Below are 18,215 nucleotides of genomic sequence, written 5' to 3'. Positions count from 1 at the left end.
AGGCCAGCAGGCCGAGGAAAGGACCGATCATGGCAAATCAACAAGCAGCAGTGACCGTCACCGGCTTTGTGGCCGGTGATCCGACACTAGGCGGAACTGAGAGTTTCCGCGTGCTGACATTCCGCATGGGCAGCACTCGCAGTCGACTCAACCCGACTACCAGACAATGGGAGGATTACGGAACCGCATGGGTGGGCGTCAAAGCGTTCCGTGCTTTGGCCGTGAACGCCGCCAGTTCGGTTCGCCGCGGTGACCGCATCATTGTGGTCGGTTCACTCATCACCGAGCAGTGGACCAATGAGCAAGGCGAACCGCGCAGCAGAACTGTTCTCGAAGCTACCAACATTGGGCATGACCTGACCTTCGGCACCACGTCGCTGATCAAGCCACAGCGTGTCGGTAATGGTAACGGAGGCAATGGTGGCAACGGTAACGGCAATGCCAACGGTGCCGCCGAAGGTATGGATGGCGGAAACGGGCAACGAGCATCGTCGCCGTACGTTAGGCCAATGCAATATGGCGCGGGCGGTGCCGCATCCGGTGTGGGTATGGACCCGTATGCGACCTCGTCGGAATCTGGCCCCGTCGAATTTGGGGTCACCTCCGATTCCGGCCAATCACCGTCGCCATCAACCGAGTCGGCGGCTGCGTCCATGGCCGATGCCGTCATGTCGCAACCGGACGCTGGCGCTAATCAGCCACAGTCCGCAGCCCAACAAACCTACGTCGACGGTTTCGCCGAATCTTCCGATCCCGGCGAATCCGAATTCTGAGTGCCAACTATACATCATGAAAAACCGCTGTGTTCGCCTGTAATCGAGGCAAGCACAGCGGTTTTCTCTTACATAACGGGGATTACCAGATGCGTACACGGTCCTTGGGTGCGAGCCACATGGCGTCGCCTTCGGTCACGCCAAAGGCATCGTAGAAGAGGTCCACGTTGCTGGCGATGCCGTTGGTGCGGAATTCGGCCGGAGAATGCGGGTCGATCTGCAGGTACTGTTCGGCCAGCTCGTCGCGGTTCTTGGTGCGCCAGATGGAGGCGTAGCTCAGGAAGAAGCGCTGCAGGCCGGTGAATCCGTCCATTTCGGGGGCGATATCGAGCAGTGCCTTGATGGCGGCGGGGGAGCCGTCTTCTTCGGCGTCGGACTTACCTGCCGCCTTGCCAAGCGCGAACGCATACGCCTTGATCGCGATGTTCACGCCGCCCAAATCGCCGATGTTCTCGCCGATGGTCAGCGCGCCGTTCACGTGCGGCGCCTTATCAGGCTCGTCAGCGTACTTCTCGACCAGCTGCAGCGGCACAAAGCTGTTGTACTGGGCGATCAATGCGCTGGTACGGGCCTCGAAGTTCTTGCGATCCTCATCGGTCCACCAGTTGTTGAGCTTGCCGTCGCCGTCGTACTGCGAACCCTGATCGTCGAAGCCATGGCCGATCTCGTGGCCGATCACTGCGCCGATGCCGCCGTAGTTCGCCGCATCCTCGGCCTTCGGGTCGAAGAACGGGGGCTGCAGAATCGCGGCCGGGAACACGATGACGTTCATGCTTGGCTCGTAGTAGGCGTTCACCGTCTGCGGATTCATCAGCCATTCGTCCTTGTCGACCGACTTGCCGACCTTGGCCAGCTGATAGCAGGTCTCGTACAGGTTCGCGGCCTTGGCGTTCTCGGCGGGTAGCGCATCCGCGGAGACACTCAGCGCCGAATAATCGCGCCAATGGTTGGTGTAGCCGATCTTCGGCGTGAACTTGGAGATCTTCTCCAGAGCCTTGGCCTTGGTATCCTCGCCCAGCCAATCGGAATTGGTGATGGACACGCGGTAGGCGTCAATCAGATTGGCGACCAGCTCTTCCATGCGGCGTTTCGAGCTTTCGGGGAAGTGCAGGCGCACGTATTCGCGGCCCACATCTTCACCACAAACGCCGTTGACCAGGCTCACCGCGCGCTTCCAACGATCGCGCTGCTTCTTGGCACCGGAGAGCACCTTGCCGTAGAAGTCAAAGTTGGTGGTGTCGAAGTCGCGAGACAGGGAGGAGGCGAAGCCCAGAATCATGTGAACACGGGCCCACAGCTTAAGGTCGGCCAGATCAGCCCCGGCCCAGAACGCATCAAGACCAGTGAGGAAGCTCGGCTCGTGCACAATGACGCGCGCGAACACAGACTTGAAATCGATCGGCTGAGCCTTGGCGGCTGCGGTGGCGTCATAGGCGGTCTGCCAGGCGTCGATCCAGGAACCGAGATCGAAGTGCTTCAGCGTGGCGGCCAAATCGGCGTAATCGGTGGGGTTGTAGGTCTTCACCGAATCGCGCGTGGACACATTGTCCCAATGGTTGGCGGCGATCTTCGTTTCCACGCCAAGGAAGTGGTGGGCCATATCAAGCGCGGCTTCGCTGGGAACCGTGGCGGGAGCGTTGCCCTCGTCATCGCCGGTGTCGGCCGGCAGTTCATCGCCACCGTTGGACTCGGCGGCGGGTGCGTATCCGGCGTTCACCAGCTGGGTGGCGACCATCGCCACGTACGCTTCGCGCACGGGAGCGTAGTGATCCTCGCGATAGTAGGCTTCGTCCGGCAGACAAAGGCCGGCCTGCTCAAGGTGGGCGATATTGCGGTCCGGGTCGCCGGGATCGCCGTAAACGGCCAAGCCGAACAGGTCGGGGCCGCCGGCTGGGTTGATGGTGCCGAGCACGCGCGTGAGAGCGGCCTTGTCGATGGCGGAATCGATGAGGTCAAGCTCGTCGCGGATCGGGTCAAGACCGGCGGCCTCGATGGCGTCGGTGTTCAGGAACGAATGGTACAGAGCCTGCGACTTGGTGGCCGGGCAGTCATCGGCGTCGAGGATGTCGCGCACCTGGTTTTCGGCGTCTTCGGCGAGCTTGTCAAAGGAGCCGTAGCGCGAACGATCGTCGGGCAGTCGGTAGGTGTCGATCCATGGGCCATTCACGTAGCGGAACAGGTCGTTGGTCGGCTTGATGACGGAGGAGAACGATGCCGGGTCGATGCCCGACGTCAGCGTTTCGGTTTCGTTGGTCATGGCCCTAAGCCTAATCGCGGCGGGGGAGAAGCGCTGGTGATGCAGATATTGCGTTATGGGCATTGCGCTATCAGTGAACTAGATGGATTGCCTAACTGTGGTGATGGTTCAAATTAGGTAACTTGCCTAACATGGTATGTGGAACCTGAATATGGACCTTGAGTTAAGGAGTTACGATGAGCAATCCAAACGAGGGCCAGTGGAATGACCAGACGGGCCAGCCCAACCAGAGCCAGCCGAGCCAGCCGAATCCGGCGGGCCAACCGGGCCAACCGCAGTATGGCGCGTATGACAGCAATCATGGCGGCCAATATCCTCCGCAAGGTGCGCCGGGAGCGCAAGACACTCAGAATCAGCAGGCGCAGAACGGCCAGCCACAAGGCGGACCGAACCAGAACCCGTACTACGGCCCGTACGCCTACAATCCGAACTATGGCCCGAACGGCCAGCCAGCATGGGGTCCGGACGATCGGCGGTATCAGGCGGACGGCCAATCGAATAGCCAAGCGGACGGGCAGCCGAATGGTCCATGGGGCGATCAAAGTCAACCCGGCTGGCAGCAGACCAACGGGTATGCCGGCAATTTCAGTCCATTCCACCTGATCGAGGAATGGCTGCCGGAAAAGGCCAAGACCAAGATTCGCATCATTTACGGCGTGGTGGGCGTGGCTGCCATCGCCTTGGGCGCTGCGCTGTTGTTGGTGCCGAACAAGACGCTGGCTTTGGCCGCATTGTTGCTCGGCGTGTATTTCGTGATTTCCGGCGTGGTGCGCATCGTCAGCGCTCTCGTGGAGCCGGGTCTGCCGGGCGGCTGGCGTGTGCTGGACGTGTTCGTCGGCATTCTGCTGACCTTCGGAGGCGTCGTAGTCGTACGAAACTACGGTATGACCGGTCAGACCTTGGCATTACTCATCACCCTGATGGTCGGTTTCGGTTGGATTATGGAAGGCGTGATGGCTCTAGTCGAATCATGGCGCATCCCGCGCTCCGGCTGGGCCATCGCCTATGCCATCATCTCGATTATCGCCGGCTTCGTGGTGCTGATGAGCCCGCTGAGCTCCGCCGTATTCATGATTATCTTCGGCGGATGTGCCATGGTGGTGATGGGGATTACTTCAGTGATTCGCGCGTTCACTTTTGGCAAGCGCAGGAAGTGATGCTCAAGTAATCGATGCAAGGCGCCCGTGCAGGTTGTGAACCTGCCGGGCGCTTTCTTATGGCCGCCGCCGTTGGTGATCGCTGGCGGTTGACCCCGGGCTGGTCTAGAGTTGAGAACAAGTCTCAACAAGGTAGAAAGAACCTCATGATCGAATTGAAGACCCCTCGTGAAATCGAGGAGATGAAGCCTGCCGGCCGTTTCGTCGGCGGCATTCTGAAGGAACTGCAGGAGACCACCAAGGTGGGCACCAATCTGCTTGAAATCGACGAGTTCGTCCACAAGAAGATCGTGGACCGCAAGGGCGCCGAGTCCTGCTATGTTGACTACGCTCCTGACTTCGGCACCGGCCCGTTCGCCCACTACATCTGCACCTCCGTCAACAACGCCGTGCTGCACGGTGTGCCGTACGATTACAGCCTGAAGGACGGCGACCTCGTCTCCCTCGATCTCGCCATCTCCGTGGACGGCTGGGTGGCCGATTCCGCCGTCAGCTTCGTGGTCGGCAAAGACCCGGACCCCGAAGACCTGCGCATCATCAAGTGCACTGAGGAAGCGCTCGCCGCCGCCATCGACGTAGCCAAGCCCGGCAACCGTCTCGGCGACATCTCCAACACCATCGGCGACGTCGCGCGCGAATACGGCTACCCGATCAACCTCGAGTTCGGCGGTCACGGCGTGGGCCACATCATGCACGGCGACCCGCACGTGCCGAACGACGGTCGCGCCCACCACGGCTACAAGCTGCGCGAAGGCCTGGTCATCGCCATCGAACCGTGGTTCCTCAAGACCACCGACGAGATCTTCCAGGATCCGAAGGACGGCTGGACCTTGCGCGCCTCCGACGGCTCGCGCGGCGCCCACTCCGAGCACACCATCGCCATCACCGAGAACGGCCCGATCATCTTCACCGATCGCACCAACCTCTGATTGGCGTTTGGCGTATGGCGGGTGCCTGATTGGCCTGTGATGGGCGATCGGCATCTCATCAACCGTCTATATGTTCGTGGTTTTCCCGCGAATTCGAGACGTAACAAGCCGAAGTGCGTTTGCTTTGATAGCATGAGCGCACTTCGGCTTTCGTGTATCGACCGGCATTCGCCAGCGGTAACACAGAAGACATAGAGTACCGAAACACTAGTGTTCGCGAACGCGTGAACGTTAATGTTTGGGGTAAGTGGTTCATGAAGAGGAAGGTGCGCGAATGGCAACGGCACAACTTGATGTCGATTCGAACAAGTTCAACCTGCCCGTGGTGAAGGCTAGTGCGGGGGCGGATGGCATCGTCGTTTCCAAGCTGCGTAATGACGGCTGGGTAACGCTCGACCCCGGATTCCTCACCACTGCACAGTGCGAATCGAAAATCACCTACATCGACGGCAAGCATTCGATTCTGCGCTACCGTGGCTACCCCATCGAGCAGTTGTGCGAGAACTCCGATTTTCTGGAAGTGGCGTGGTTGCTGCGCCATGGCGAGCTGCCGAGCAGGGCTGAGTATGAGCAGTTCTGCGCGGACATCAATCACAAGACGATGGTTGGCGAAGACTTCCGTACCTTCATGGGTTCGTTCCCGCGCTCCGCTCATCCGATGAGCGTGCTTGCCTCCGCCATCAATGCGCTGGCCACATTCTACCCGGACACCACCGATATCTCCGACACCGACCAGCTCGATGAGGCCGCCAAGATCATCATGGCCAAGGCCCGCACGATTGTGTCGTACATCTTCCGCCGTCGTCGCGATGAGCCGATGCTGTACCCCGATTACGCGCGTGGCTATGTGGACGACTTCCTGCGCATGTGCTTCGCTGTGCCGTACGAGCCGTTCGAATCTGATCCGTTGTATGTGCATGCTTTGGGTCGTTTGTTGATTATTCATGCCGATCATGAGCAGAACTGCTCGACCTCGGTGGTGCGTATCGCCGGTTCCGCCCACGCCAATCTGTATTCGGCGGTGGCCGCTGGTGTCAATGCCCTGTCCGGACCGTTGCACGGTGGCGCGAATGAGGCCGTACTACGACAATTGAAGGCGATTCGTGATTCCGGCAAGTCTGTGGCCGAGTTCGTGCGTGATGCCAAGGAGGATGGCCAGAAGATCTCCGGCCTTGGCCACCGTGTATACAAGTCGTATGATCCGCGCGCGGCGATTGCCAAGAAGTATCTGGAAAAGATCATGGAGCGCGAAGATACGCAGAAGCTGCCGTCTGACGAGCGCGCGCTGTTCGCTGTGGCCACTGAGCTTGAAGATATTGCGCTGAATGACGAATATTTCGTATCGCGCAACCTGTATCCGAACGTCGACTTCTACACGGGCTTGATTTATCGGGCGATCGGCTTCGATCCCGCCATGTTCACCACGCTGTTCGCGCTGGGCCGCATTCCCGGTTGGATTGCGCAGTACCGTGAGATGCTGGCCGACCCGAACACCAAGATCGGCCGCCCACGCCAGGTCTACACCGGTCCGGTCGAGCGCGATTTCGTGCCGATGGACGAGCGGTGATTGTTGGTTTGAGAAAGCGCTTCGCTGGAGATTCCAGTGAGGCGCTTTCTATATGTACAGCGCAAACCAGCTATGCTGCGACGGCTGCATAAGAACTAGCAGGGCTAGTTCTGAAATTGAAATAATGTGTGCGGTATCGAGGCGCACCGAGGGAAGGCGTACGAAGGTACGTCGACCGAGGGGCAACGAAGATAACGCTCCATTATTTCAATTTCAGTTCTTGTGCAGCTTGGCGTTGAGCTCAATTCCCACCTTGCGGTAGCGGGCTTCGATGCGGCCGTTCACCGAGTTGCGGATAAACAGAATGTTGTCTTTGCCGGAGAGCTCAGCACCCTTGACCACTTCCAGCGGTTCGCCAGCGGCGGCCTTGGCCTTGTCCCAGATGGTGATCTTGGTGCCGGCGGTGATGTACAGACCGGCTTCGACGGTGCAGTTGTCGCCGAGGGAGATGCCGATACCGGCGTTGGCACCGAGCAGCGAGTGCTCGCCGATGGAGTTGCGCAGCTTGCCGCCGCCGGAGAGGGTGCCCATGATGGAGGCGCCGCCGCCGATATCGGAACCGTCGCCCACGACCACACCTTGCGAAACGCGGCCTTCGACCATGGAGACGCCGAGCGTGCCGGCATTGAAGTTCACGAATCCGGCGTGCATCACGGTGGTGCCGGAAGACAAGTAAGCGCCGAGGCGCACGCGGTCGGCATCGCCGATACGCACGCCGGTGGGCACAACGTAATCGATCATGCGCGGGAACTTATCCACACCGAACACGTTGACGGTGGTGGCAGGAGCTGCGGCAGGCAGTCCGGCCTGGGAGGCGAAAGCGAGAGCGGCTTCGGTGGAGGCGCGTTCGACGTCGGCCTTGCGCAGCATGAAGTCTTCAATGGCGAAGGGGCCGTAGTTGGTCCACACCACATTGGCGAGCTGGGCGAAGATGCCGTCGAGGTTCAGCGTGTTCGGCTTGGCCATGCGCATGCTCATCAGATGGAGCTTCAGGTAAGCGTCCGCGGCGTTGCTGATCGGCTCGTCCAACTGGCTGACGACGAATACCGGCACGCGGCGAATGCCACGGGCGTCGGCCTCATCGTGAGCCAAAGTACCGAAATTGTGGTTCGGGCGATCGGCCTCGGCCGGTGCCTCACCGAGATTCAGTTCGGGGTACCAGACGTCCAGGGTGGTGCCGGCTGCGTCTACGCTGGCCAGACCCCAGCCCCATGCGGTACGCTCTTCGCTCATAGTTGCTCCTTACATATCGTTGCGTTTGCATTGCATGTGCATCGCGGCATGTGATGGTTCCACCTTAGCGTCAAGTACGGCTAGGCGGGGACCATAGTTCGTGGAATGGCTTGAAATCGAGTTGTTCGGTAAAAAATTACCGAACGTGATTGGTGGTGGGATGATAGGTTCTCCGGTGAAATTCGCTGGTGAACAACTCGACAAGGAGGTGTGCGATGTGATGTTGCATCATTCGGGAGCATAGGCTGTGGCCATGCGACGCCCGGCATCATAGAGTTTGCGCTTGAGCGAATCGGGCTCAAGAATCACTACGCGGCCATCCCAGGAATACTGCAATGCCCACCAGAACACAGCGCGTTCGGGAGCATCGACGATGACTTCGAACTGTGTGCCGTCCGCCGAATGTTTGATTTGAGGGTCGTCGAACCATTCGAACACGTTGTTGAGCATGGATTCGTCTCGTACGGCCATGCGGATGCGAATCGGGGCATCGGCTACGGGATACGGGCGGTGGCGCATGAAGTTCACTGCATCAAAATCAGCTGGTGCTGGTTTTTCCAGTGGCACTGTGCCGTTCCTGCCTTTGGCGCTGACGTTGGCGATTCGGTTGACCACGAAAATGCGGAGATTATCCTCGCCATGCAGGTGGCAGATGAGGTAATACCGTCCGTTCTTGTACACCATCTGATAAGGGTCGGCGATGTAGGTGATCCGACCTGCACCCGTACGGCTTTTATGTGGTATCAGGGTGCCATCCGGGCCGTAATCACGGTATTGGAAGGTTACGCCGTGGCCTTCTTCAATGGCCTGATTCAGTTGGTCGATGGTGGATAGGAACTCGCCGTTGATATGCGTGTAGGTGGCCACGTGATCAAGGTAACCTACTGCTTGCCCAGCGGCACCTGCGAGTTCGCGGATTTTACCGATGAGATCGTCCATGGTGTCGAGGCTGATGCGAGACAAAGTGAGGCTGTCGAGCAGCAGTCGCATTTCGGCGGTGGATAGGAATGCGTCAAGATACCAGCCGGGTTGTGGATTCTTGCATTCGATGCCGGCAAGGTCGCTTTCGGTGAGATGCCCGATATGCCTGCCGAGAAATTCCGTGGCGGTAAGCTTTTTGAGCTGATTTCGTATGGTTTTCTCGGTCGGCAGCTCGCTTGGATCTTCCAGCTGGTGTTTACGGGCAAGTTCATCGAGTATTTGCCGCACGGTCAGGCCATGTCCAAAGTAGCTGTGACGCCACAGCACCTCGAAGATTTCGAGGGTGGTGTTCCCTGCATAGGATTTGCGTTGCGCCGGCTTGTCTGCATCCATACATTAAGGCTACCGCGCGCTTCGTCTAGGATGGAAGTGTTGGGCTGAAATGCATTCGCTGGAAAGGAGGCTCGCCCATGAGCAAAGGGTATGGTGTATTTGGCCATGTTCCCGATAATGCGGATGACGATGACCTCCTGCCTTATGAGGATGATGATTCCGGCGTTTCCTGGGGCCATGCGTTGCGCCGTCGCAATCCTTGGAAAAGGGGAGGCGACGAAGGTGCCGATTACGACGATGATCGGTATGGCGCAGATGACACAGATGGCACTAATGAGGACAGGGGTCTCTTTGCCGGCAAGAGCAGCGGTATAGGCGGTATCTCTGGCGAGGCAGATGGAATGCTTGGTGGCGCAGGCGCTGCCGGCAGTAGAGCCGTAACGTTTGGCGGAACGGACAGTTTGTCCGCCGCCGATGCGGTTATGCCCTATCGTTTCAGGCAAGGACGTTCCGTATGGTTCGAAGATGAGGACGAAGGTCATTTCGCCGGGGCTGCGAAGCGTGCCGAAGCCCATGCCGTCCCTATCCTTGCGTTACGCAACGATGTGGAATCGTCATCGTCGAATGCCGTGCTCGCTCGTGCCCGTAGCATTGCGCGCAAAGCGGCCACCATGGTTATCAATCCGGTATACAGCGAAAATCATCGAACCGGGTATGCCGAGCTTGACGGCATTCTACGTGGCGCCACCAGCCCATCGAGTAAGTATCGTACCAGCGTGCAATTCGACCTCGACACGGGAGAAGCCGTCGGTGGCAAGTGCTCATGCCCGGCTTACGGCCGTGGCTATGGCATGTGCAAACACATGATTGCGCTCGCCTTCATATTCTGCGATGATCCGCAGCGTTTTGAAGGGTACCGTGCCGGGGCTGTGAGGCCGTCTCGGACGCTGATCGACTATATGGAGCACGTCGATAGGCAAGATGCTCAAGCCAAAGCGCGTCGCCGCAATGCGCTCATGCGCCGATTCGATACTGCAAAAGGACGAAATGGCGCAAGTGGACGACGTACGAATAGCGGATACGGCTCTCGTGCCGGCACCCGCGGCGGCGGGTATCAGGGCGATAGTGAGACTGTGGGCTTGGGGCAGGTGCAGCTTGTTCCGATATTGAGTTTCATCGATGGCGTGTGGAGCGTGGAGTTCAAGATCGGATCGACTTCCAATGGGTCCAGCTATGTACTGAAATCGATTCCGCAGTTTGTGCTTACCATGGCGAACGGCGACTATACGGATTATGGGCAGAAGCTTGCCTTTACCCATACGCCGGATATGTTCGACGATGATTCGCGCCCACTGCTGGGCTTCCTTGACGACGCGATGGCCGTGCGTCGTGCGGCCGAGCAGCAGGACCGGTATTACGGGCATATCGCCATCGACCGTTACCTGACACTTTCAGCACCGGAAGTGGCCCGGTTGCTGTCCGTACGTGAGGGCAGAGGCGTACAGCTCGTGTTGAACACATGGTTCTCCGGGCAGTCTGCATCGGTGCCGGTTGATGGTGGCGAGCCAGATTTTCTTATGCGCATTGCGCGGCGTGATTTCAATACGTATGGTCCGGATGCCGGGTACCTGCTTACCGGAGTGCCAGCGGTGGAAACCGTGATTGACGGCGGCAAGAATGTATGGCTGTTGCTCGCCTCCACTAATCCGGCCGGTGTGGTATCCGCCATGATGGCGGGCTCTCAGCGTAAAAGCGCAGCAGGATGCCGATTCGTCCGTTGCCCGAAACGATTGATTCCGTTGCGGGGATTACTGGGAGACATGTTTGAACCCGATGGCGAGGGGCAGGTCATCGCCGGCGATGACATCGCCCTGTTCGCACGCACGCTATTGCCTCAGCTGGTTGGCGCCGGATTGTTGGAGGCCAGTGAGATTCCTCGCGAGCTGGCTGAATTAAGCCCTACGGAATGCAGTCTCCAGTTTTATCTGGATCGCGATGAGCATGGTGTGCAATGCGAGGTCAAGGCACACTACGGCGATGCCATTGTCCCGTTGCTGCCCGATGGCCCGACGGTGCATGCTAGGGATGAGCGTTCCATCCCCTTGTCTCGGGGCGTGATTGGGCGTGATTTCGACGCTGAGCATCTTGCGATTGATGTAGTGCGTGAATTCTTTACCATGCCTGACCAGCGCAAGCGCGTTGCGGCCGCCACTCATCAGACGGTGAATGGGTTCCGAACGCCGGCCGCGCGAAAGACCGCCAAACAATTCGTGTCTGATGCGGCCACTATCGATCGCGATGACACCACGCAGATTGTTCGTCTTTTTGACGAGGGATTGCCCGCACTGAAGGAAGTAGGGGAGGTCTTCACCACACCGGCTTTTGACCGGCTGATCGCGCCCAAGCCGCCAAGCGTCAAAGTCGGATTGTCCATCAAAGGCAATTTGGTGGAGATATCACCCCTCGCTGATGAAGTGCCGCCGGACGAAGTGGGTGCCTTGCTGTCTTCGTATCGTCGGCGTCAACGATTCCATCAGTTGAAGGACGGCACGCTGGTCAAACTCAGCGGCGCGAATCTCGGCACGTTGGACCGATTGGCCAGCGACCTTGATCTGAGCGAGCAGCAGCTCAACTCCGGGCTGATCGAGTTGCCGGGCGGTCGGGCGTTTCTACTGGATGGTGAGCTGCCGGATGACGGCTCCGATGTAGTCAAGGACGCTTCGTTCACCGAATACATCGACGATCTCAAGATCATCGACCCTAAGTCGTATGAAGTGCCGGATAGTCTCAAGCATATTCTGCGCCCGTATCAGGTCGAAGGCTTCCAATGGCTGAACACGTTGTGCGACAAGGGTTTTGGCGGCATTTTGGCCGACGAGATGGGTTTGGGCAAATCCGTGCAGCTTATCGCCCTGTTGCTGTCGCGATACCACAACGAATCTAGTGGCATGCCGACCGCTCAAGGCGTGGATGCCGGTAATGCTGTTAATAGTGAATCAGCCGTAACCGGTCATATTACTTTCGATTCCGAAGATGGCGGGCCGCATCCATCATTGATCGTGTGCCCGGCGTCCTTGGTGTACAACTGGGGCGCCGAATTCGCCAAGTTCGCCCCGAGCTTCAATGCCGTGGTGGTGGCCGGCACCAAAGCCGAGCGCCGCACCGCCATCGGCCGTGCGTTCCGGGCGGATGAACCCACCGTGCTCATCACCTCATACGACCTGCTGCGCCGGGATGTCGATGATTACACCGCCAATGAGCAACGTTTCAATGTCATGGCATTGGATGAAGCCCAGTACATCAAGAATCACACCACGAAAATAGCCAAAGCGGTCAAGGCCGTGGCCGCCGACCATCGTTTCGCCTTGACCGGCACGCCGATCGAGAACCGACTCTCCGAACTGTGGAGCATCTTCGACTTCCTGATGCCGGGACTATTGGGCTCATACAAGCGATTCCATGAGCGCTACGAGTTGCCCATCTCCAACGCCCGGGCTGCAGATGGCAGCACGGCCGAAGGTCGGGCCGCCGCACAGGTCAATCCTGAGGCCGCCCGGGTGTCTCGCCAATTGCAGTCGTTGGTGGGCGTGTTCATCAAGCGCAGGTTGAAGTCCCAAGTGCTGACCGATTTGCCGGACAAGTTGGAGACCACGCTGACCGTGCAGCTTGCCGGCGAACAGCGCAAACTGTATGCGGCCCACGAGCAGCGGCTCAGAATGCAGCTCGAACACAGCGAAGAAGCCGATTTCAACACGTCGAAGATTCGCATCCTCGCCGAGCTGACCAAGTTGCGCCAGATCTGCTGTGATCCAAGGCTGCTGTATGCCGATGCCAAGGATCAGTCGGCCAAGCTTGCCGCCATCACCGAACTGGTGGAAACCTGCGTGAATGAAGGCAAGAAGGCGCTGATCTTCTCCCAGTTCACCAGCTTCCTTGATCTGATCGCCGAACGTTTCGACGCGCAAGGACTACGCTACTACACCATCACCGGATCCACGCCTAAAAAGAAGCGTCTCGAACTCGTCGACCAGTTCAATGCGGACGATACGCCCGCCTTCCTGATTTCATTGAAGGCCGGCAACACCGGACTGAACCTGACCGGTGCCAGCGTGGTCATCCACGCCGATCCATGGTGGAACGCCGCCGCACAGGATCAGGCCACCGACCGAGCACATCGTATCGGCCAGACCGAAGACGTCAACGTGTATCAGGTGGTGGCCAAGGACACCATCGAAGAACGCATCTTGGAGCTTCAGCATACCAAGAGCGAGCTCGCCCGCCAGTTCACCGACGCTTCCTTGCTCGCCGACGAAGCCGGCACCGGCGCCAGCGCCCTCACCGAAGCCCCCGCCTCCATCGCCACCCTCACCAAGGACGATCTCCTCAATCTGCTGGGATGAGAAGATCCTGCTCGGTGCTCTTGAGCTTGGGAGGCGGAAACAGTCTGGGCTTTGTGGACCCGTTCGCTAAGCCGAGACCGGAGTCGATAGCGGTGTGGCATGGTGCGTGCGTGGGGAGCGTGATTCAGTTGTTGGCTGAGGCGATTCGGACGCTGTCGTTTTGTGCTTTGTTTTGCCGTTGACCAATTGAAATGCTCGTTGGTAGGAGACCCCCAATAAAGCTCCGATTTGTCGATACGTGAGTCCCTCGTTGCGTAGGGCCCGTGCGGCGAGTCGGGATTCGGCAGCCGCTTGTGCGTTGGCTTTTTTTGCTATTTCGCGCTGCCGGAACATTTCTGTTACGTGTTGTTTGGCTTGTTTCGGCAACACAAACGTCACCTTGAGCTCCGGATTGTCGTCGTCGTTTATGACAGTGATGAGATCTTTAGCCATTGGCTCGATATCGTCAAGTCCTTTGGCCTGGGTCGACCGTTCGATAGCTGGTACCTGAACGTACCAATATCGGCCATCGGGTTGCACAAGCACGTCATAGTTGCTCATTGCCACCACCCCTTTCCGAGTTTCTGCTCGCTCTCGTTGATGATATCCAGCGTGGTTCGTTCTGAGACTTCATTATGGCGGGGGATGGGTATCCTCAACCCGTCCAGGCAGTAAACCTCATGTCTGCTGCCTTGCCGTAACAAATAGAAATCGAGCCCTCGCTGCTTTGCCGCTTGCCGAAGTTTCTTGATGATGAGTTTTCTTCGTGTCATCATAACTCTCAATCTCGCACTAGACAAAATGCGTATGCCGAATTGCCGGGTGGGAGTTGTGGGTAAACGTAGAGATGTTCATTGGTCCTTCTTTCTGTTGTCTGACGCGTCGTTGCGTGCGGGTGCATCTGACGGTATGGGATGAGGTTTCTGATTGGCAAGCTGAACGGGGGTATGTGGTTCTAGCTTCCGAGTTATCCACATTGATAAAGTGCTTTTTTAAAGTGACTTTCCCGTGTTGGTCGTGGATGCTGCGAGCAAGGCAAGAACGGTCGATCACGTCGCGATGTGTGTGGGTGAATGGTGAAAGTGATTTTCGATATTTTTATATTGATATTCGATATATTATGATGGTGACATACGGGGCAGTGCAGGTTCATCCATTGATATTGGATTAAGGAGCATAGCCATGAACGCTGGTATCGCATTCATCTCTCGCAAATCTCGCAAAGCAGACGTCGCTTGGCGCTATGCCATTGCACTTGGTCGGTGGCGGGGGAGTCGTCGTTATGTTCGACGTCAGTGCCGTCATTGGCAGATGGCGCAACCGCCGCGAACACAGGGGTCTGATCGTTGGCCAGAATCGCCTTCAATTCCTCGTCCGTGTATTTCTTGACACCGCCTTTGAACAGATCCGGTCGGCCGGCATGATGCACTTCGAGCACCTGCCGCAGCAGTTCGTCGATTTGGGGAATATCGGCCGCCGTGGCCCTACGAATCATCATGTCATCCATTTGATTCAGTCTAATCGTGCAGTCTCGACCGGCAGATGATCATTGCCCGCGATAAGAGACACGGACGGGCAAGATGGGTGATTGTTCGTTCAGGCTTTCATCCTCGCCGCAACGTCACGGTAGTCTGGAGTGCGTGAATCGCAAGAAACAGCCGGTGGAGAAGTATGAGCGGGGCACCCGTTCGTACACGATGTCGCATATTCGCGGCAAAGACACCAAAATCGAGGTGCTGGTACGCAGCTACCTGTTTCGCAAGGGTTTGCGATTCCGCAAGAACGACAAGCGTTACCCCGGCCACCCGGATGTAGTACTGCCGAAATACCACACCATCGTGTTTGTCAACGGCTGTTTCTGGCACATGCATGAAGGATGTTCCAAACATTCGATGCCGAAATCGAACGTGGAATTCTGGCAGGCGAAACTACTGCGCAATCACAATCGAGACATCGCGCAGCGAGCCGAACTGGAGGCCGCTGGCTGGCGTGTAATTACCGTATGGGAGTGCGAATTAACGAAAGCCGTGCGCGACGAACGCCTCGCACGGCTGTATGAGCAGATTGTTGAAGGAGATGCAGATTCAGCGGAATAATTCCAGCTCCCCTCTGGAGAGGAGCTGAAATCAGGATTCAAACGGGAACTTCAGGCCCCAACGGTCGCGAATCGCATCCATCAGCTCCATGATGCGGATGGTGTCGGCGTGCGGCATCGCCTCGCATTCGATCTTGCCATCCAGCAGCGCGTTGGCTGCATCGGCCACCTCATACTCATAACCGGTCAACTGCGACGGCACCGCAACACTGCGCACGGGCTTGTGATCGTTGTTGTAGATATCGATGGACTCGGGATTGTTGATATTGGTGACCACCAAATACCCTTCGGTGCCCCACACGTAGCCGCCGCGATCGGAGGAAACCAGCATCGAACTGGTGGACACGGCCATCGTGCCATCATCGTAATACAACGTGGTGGAATTCTGTGCATCCACACCGGTTTCGGCGGCCATCATCGACGTATCGAAATGATCCAGCGTGCGGCCATGGTCGGCACCGATCGCCATATCCAGGAAGTTCAGCGGATACACGCCCACATCGAGCAGCGCGCCACCGGCACAGGACGGATCGGTCATACGTGCCTTGCCGGACACCGGATAGCACAGGTTGGCGCTCGCCGCTTTCACCTCGCCGATCTCGCCGGACTCGATAACTTCGTTGATGAGCTTGCGGCTGGGCATGTAGCGCGTCCAGATGGCCTCCGTGCACAGCATGCCGGTTTCCTCGGCCACGGCCAGCGCCTCACGTGCCTGCCCGGCGTTCGCGGTGAACGACTTCTCCACCAGCACGTTCTTGCCGGCTTTCATACACAGGATCGCCTGTTCGGCGTGCAGACTGTGCGGGGTGGCGATATACACCAGATCCACATCCGGGTCCGCCACCAACTCCTCATACGATCCATAAGCCTTGTCAAAATGCCACTGGTCGGCAAAAGCCTGCGCGCGCGTAATATCACGGGCCGCCACCGCATACGGGTGAATCCATGAGGAATACAGTGAATCTTCAGCCATCTGGGTCAGGGTATCGGCCATGGTGTGAGCTATGCGGCCCGCACCCAGAATCGCGACGTTGATTTTTTCGCCGCTGGCCTCGAACTCGGCGCGCTTGCCATTGAATCGACTCATTATTCCTCCTTGAATACGGGCTGGTACACTCAATCGACCTACAGTGATTATAGAAGAAGAGACCTTGTCCCGTGAGGCGGATAGAACCGGAATATGGAAAACGAAGCAGCGCAGCAGCCCCAATCTCCGGCCGCGTCTCCAGTCATGTCCCGCCGAGCGCGTGAGGCCAATCCCTTCCGTGCCATGGTATTCGGCGAACAAGCAGACAAGATGATCGCCCAAGGTATCAGCGTCATCAAATTAAGCCTTGGCGAGCCCGATTTCGGCGCGCCGCCCGCCGTACGCGACGCCATGCGCGAACAGTACGACGGCCGGGCCCTGCCGTACACCGCCGCCATGGGCCTACCTGAACTGCGCCAAGCCATCTCCGACTTCTACCATGAACGTCACGACCTTGACATTGACCCCAAGCGCATTTGTGTAACAGCCGGCGGTTCGGCCGCCCTGCTGTTGGCCACCGCGCTGACCGTGGACCCCGGTGACGATGTGATTGTGGCCGACCCCTCCTACCCGTGCAACCGCGAACTCGTGCGCTCCTTTGAAGGCCGGGTCATCGACGTTCCGACCTCGGCCGCCACCCGCTTCCACCTGACCGCCGACCTGTGCAGCCAGTACTGGACGAGCAAGACCAAGGCCGTGATGATCACGTCGCCGTCCAACCCCACCGGCACCACCATCGATTTCACCGTATTGGACGAGGTGTGCAAGCTGGCCGCCAGCCGCGGCGCATGGCGCATCGTGGACGAAACCTACCTCGATTTGGCAGACCGTGAGCCGGACGGCACCGAAGTCAAATCCGTACTGGCCTGCGACCCCGATGCCATCGTATGCAACAGCTTCTCCAAGTTCTTCGGCATGACCGGCTGGCGCCTCGGCTGGGCGATTCTGCCGGACGACCCCACCGTGCTGGAAGCGGTTGACGATCTGGCCACCAACTACTACCTGTGTGCCCACACGCCCACGCAACATGCGGCGCTCGCCTGCTTCATGCCGGAAAGCTTGGCGGAATGCGAAGCTCGTCGTCAGGAATTGCTTGCCCGTCGCCGCATTGTGATTGACGGGCTCAAGCGCATCGGTTTGCCGGTTGAGGTGGAGCCGAATGGCGCGTTCTACGCCTACTTCAACATCTCCCGTACTGGTCTGGATGCCTGGACGTTCTGCGAACGCGCGCTGGATGAAGCCCATGTGGCTCTGACTCCTGGCCGCGACTTCGGTGCGGCCACAGCGGATACGCATGTGCGCCTGAGCTATGCCGCCTCACGTGAGGCCCTGACCGAGGGGCTGGAACGTCTCGGAACGTTCGTCGAATCGTTGTGAACGGCGCGGCAGCCGGTGTGATTGTTGTACAGTAGTCGAGTTTGTGTGATGCCCGGCTGGCCTCGCGGTGTTGGTTGCCGGCCGAACGACTCGCCATGGTGGCGCACGGCTGGCTGATTGCGATGGCCGGCCCGTTGTTCGGCCATCACGGGTTAGGTAAGGTCAGG

12 protein-coding genes and 1 pseudogene are annotated in these 18,215 nt (G+C 58.5%); 7 read left to right on the top strand and 6 right to left on the bottom strand.

Features of this window, described 5'->3' with window-relative positions; translation table 11 throughout:
• Positions 1–29 precede the first annotated feature (29 nt).
• Positions 30–773 (top strand): single-stranded DNA-binding protein, encoded by a 744-nt coding sequence (locus tag FYJ31_RS06480; protein WP_154536314.1) that lies wholly within the window; start codon positions 30–32, stop codon positions 771–773.
• Between the two features lie 82 nt (positions 774–855).
• On the opposite strand, the gene FYJ31_RS06475 is transcribed toward FYJ31_RS06480, so the two are convergent.
• Positions 856–3,030, bottom strand: coding sequence for a M13 family metallopeptidase (locus tag FYJ31_RS06475; RefSeq protein WP_195839459.1), 2,175 nt, complete (start codon positions 3,028–3,030; stop codon positions 856–858).
• Between the two features lie 176 nt (positions 3,031–3,206).
• Here FYJ31_RS06475 and FYJ31_RS06470 point away from each other — a divergent pair, with 176 nt between their 5' ends.
• From FYJ31_RS06470 to FYJ31_RS06460, 3 genes are all read left to right on the top strand, one after another.
• Positions 3,207–4,187, top strand: coding sequence for a DUF308 domain-containing protein (locus FYJ31_RS06470; protein ID WP_154536312.1), 981 nt, complete (start codon positions 3,207–3,209; stop codon positions 4,185–4,187).
• 146 nt (positions 4,188–4,333) lie between these two features.
• Positions 4,334–5,116, top strand: a complete 783-nt coding sequence (map, locus tag FYJ31_RS06465) for a type I methionyl aminopeptidase (RefSeq protein WP_154536311.1) — start codon at positions 4,334–4,336, stop codon at positions 5,114–5,116.
• Positions 5,117–5,390: 274 nt separating this feature from the next.
• Entirely contained in the window at positions 5,391–6,683 is a 1,293-nt protein-coding gene (locus FYJ31_RS06460; protein ID WP_144099666.1) for a citrate synthase, read from the top strand.
• Between the two features lie 213 nt (positions 6,684–6,896).
• Here FYJ31_RS06460 and dapD read toward each other — a convergent pair whose 3' ends face one another.
• Together dapD and FYJ31_RS06450 are read right to left on the bottom strand one after the other, a co-directional pair.
• The gene (dapD, locus tag FYJ31_RS06455; protein ID WP_154536310.1) at positions 6,897–7,916 is read right to left on the bottom strand and encodes a 2,3,4,5-tetrahydropyridine-2,6-dicarboxylate N-succinyltransferase; all 1,020 of its coding nucleotides are present in this window, start codon (positions 7,914–7,916) and stop codon (positions 6,897–6,899) included.
• A 228-nt stretch (positions 7,917–8,144) separates the two neighbouring features.
• The gene (locus FYJ31_RS06450; protein WP_032744739.1) at positions 8,145–9,230 is read right to left on the bottom strand and encodes a WYL domain-containing protein; all 1,086 of its coding nucleotides are present in this window, start codon (positions 9,228–9,230) and stop codon (positions 8,145–8,147) included.
• A 77-nt stretch (positions 9,231–9,307) separates the two neighbouring features.
• Between FYJ31_RS06450 and FYJ31_RS06445 the strand changes: the two genes are divergently transcribed.
• Complete coding sequence (locus FYJ31_RS06445; RefSeq protein ID WP_154536309.1) at positions 9,308–13,570, top strand: DEAD/DEAH box helicase; 4,263 nt, start codon at positions 9,308–9,310, stop codon at positions 13,568–13,570.
• A gap of 66 nt (positions 13,571–13,636) precedes the next feature.
• Here FYJ31_RS06445 and FYJ31_RS06440 read toward each other — a convergent pair whose 3' ends face one another.
• Positions 13,637–14,110, bottom strand: coding sequence for a hypothetical protein (locus FYJ31_RS06440; RefSeq protein ID WP_154536308.1), 474 nt, complete (start codon positions 14,108–14,110; stop codon positions 13,637–13,639).
• Positions 14,111–14,801: 691 nt separating this feature from the next.
• Positions 14,802–15,056, bottom strand: a pseudogene (locus tag FYJ31_RS06435) (hypothetical protein); the annotation flags it as partial.
• A gap of 133 nt (positions 15,057–15,189) precedes the next feature.
• Here FYJ31_RS06435 and FYJ31_RS06430 point away from each other — a divergent pair.
• Positions 15,190–15,645 carry a very short patch repair endonuclease gene (locus tag FYJ31_RS06430; RefSeq protein ID WP_014484642.1) on the top strand — a complete coding sequence of 152 codons (456 nt, stop codon included), beginning with the start codon at positions 15,190–15,192 and terminating at the stop codon, positions 15,643–15,645.
• A gap of 30 nt (positions 15,646–15,675) precedes the next feature.
• Here the strand turns inward: FYJ31_RS06430 and FYJ31_RS06425 are convergent, their stop codons facing one another.
• A complete protein-coding gene (locus FYJ31_RS06425) occupies positions 15,676–16,731 on the bottom strand; it encodes a Gfo/Idh/MocA family protein (RefSeq protein WP_154536306.1) in 1,056 nt (351 codons plus the stop codon).
• A 93-nt stretch (positions 16,732–16,824) separates the two neighbouring features.
• Here FYJ31_RS06425 and FYJ31_RS06420 point away from each other — a divergent pair, with 93 nt between their 5' ends.
• Complete coding sequence (locus tag FYJ31_RS06420; protein WP_154536305.1) at positions 16,825–18,048, top strand: pyridoxal phosphate-dependent aminotransferase; 1,224 nt, start codon at positions 16,825–16,827, stop codon at positions 18,046–18,048.
• Positions 18,049–18,215: the final 167 nt, after the last annotated feature.

This window comes from Bifidobacterium sp. WCA-178-WT-4B, from assembly GCF_009696495.1.
In the GTDB taxonomy this organism is placed as follows: Bacteria; Actinomycetota; Actinomycetes; order Actinomycetales; family Bifidobacteriaceae; genus Bifidobacterium; species Bifidobacterium infantis.
The sequence above is the reverse complement of the archived record's forward strand: the minus strand, read 5'-3'. Positions and strand labels throughout refer to the sequence as shown.

Excerpts from the sequence above, each read along its gene's own strand:
- FYJ31_RS06480 (WP_154536314.1), top strand. The coding sequence starts at position 30 with ATGGCAAATCAACAAGCAGCAGTGACCGTCACCGGCTTTGTGGCCGGT.
- FYJ31_RS06475 (WP_195839459.1), bottom strand. The coding sequence starts at position 3,030 with ATGACCAACGAAACCGAAACGCTGACGTCGGGCATCGACCCGGCATCG.
- FYJ31_RS06470 (WP_154536312.1), top strand. The coding sequence starts at position 3,207 with ATGAGCAATCCAAACGAGGGCCAGTGGAATGACCAGACGGGCCAGCCC.
- map (WP_154536311.1), top strand. The coding sequence starts at position 4,334 with ATGATCGAATTGAAGACCCCTCGTGAAATCGAGGAGATGAAGCCTGCC.
- FYJ31_RS06460 (WP_144099666.1), top strand. The coding sequence starts at position 5,391 with ATGGCAACGGCACAACTTGATGTCGATTCGAACAAGTTCAACCTGCCC.
- dapD (WP_154536310.1), bottom strand. The coding sequence starts at position 7,916 with ATGAGCGAAGAGCGTACCGCATGGGGCTGGGGTCTGGCCAGCGTAGAC.
- FYJ31_RS06450 (WP_032744739.1), bottom strand. The coding sequence starts at position 9,230 with ATGGATGCAGACAAGCCGGCGCAACGCAAATCCTATGCAGGGAACACC.
- FYJ31_RS06445 (WP_154536309.1), top strand. The coding sequence starts at position 9,308 with ATGAGCAAAGGGTATGGTGTATTTGGCCATGTTCCCGATAATGCGGAT.
- FYJ31_RS06440 (WP_154536308.1), bottom strand. The coding sequence starts at position 14,110 with ATGAGCAACTATGACGTGCTTGTGCAACCCGATGGCCGATATTGGTAC.
- FYJ31_RS06425 (WP_154536306.1), bottom strand. The coding sequence starts at position 16,731 with ATGAGTCGATTCAATGGCAAGCGCGCCGAGTTCGAGGCCAGCGGCGAA.
- FYJ31_RS06420 (WP_154536305.1), top strand. The coding sequence starts at position 16,825 with ATGGAAAACGAAGCAGCGCAGCAGCCCCAATCTCCGGCCGCGTCTCCA.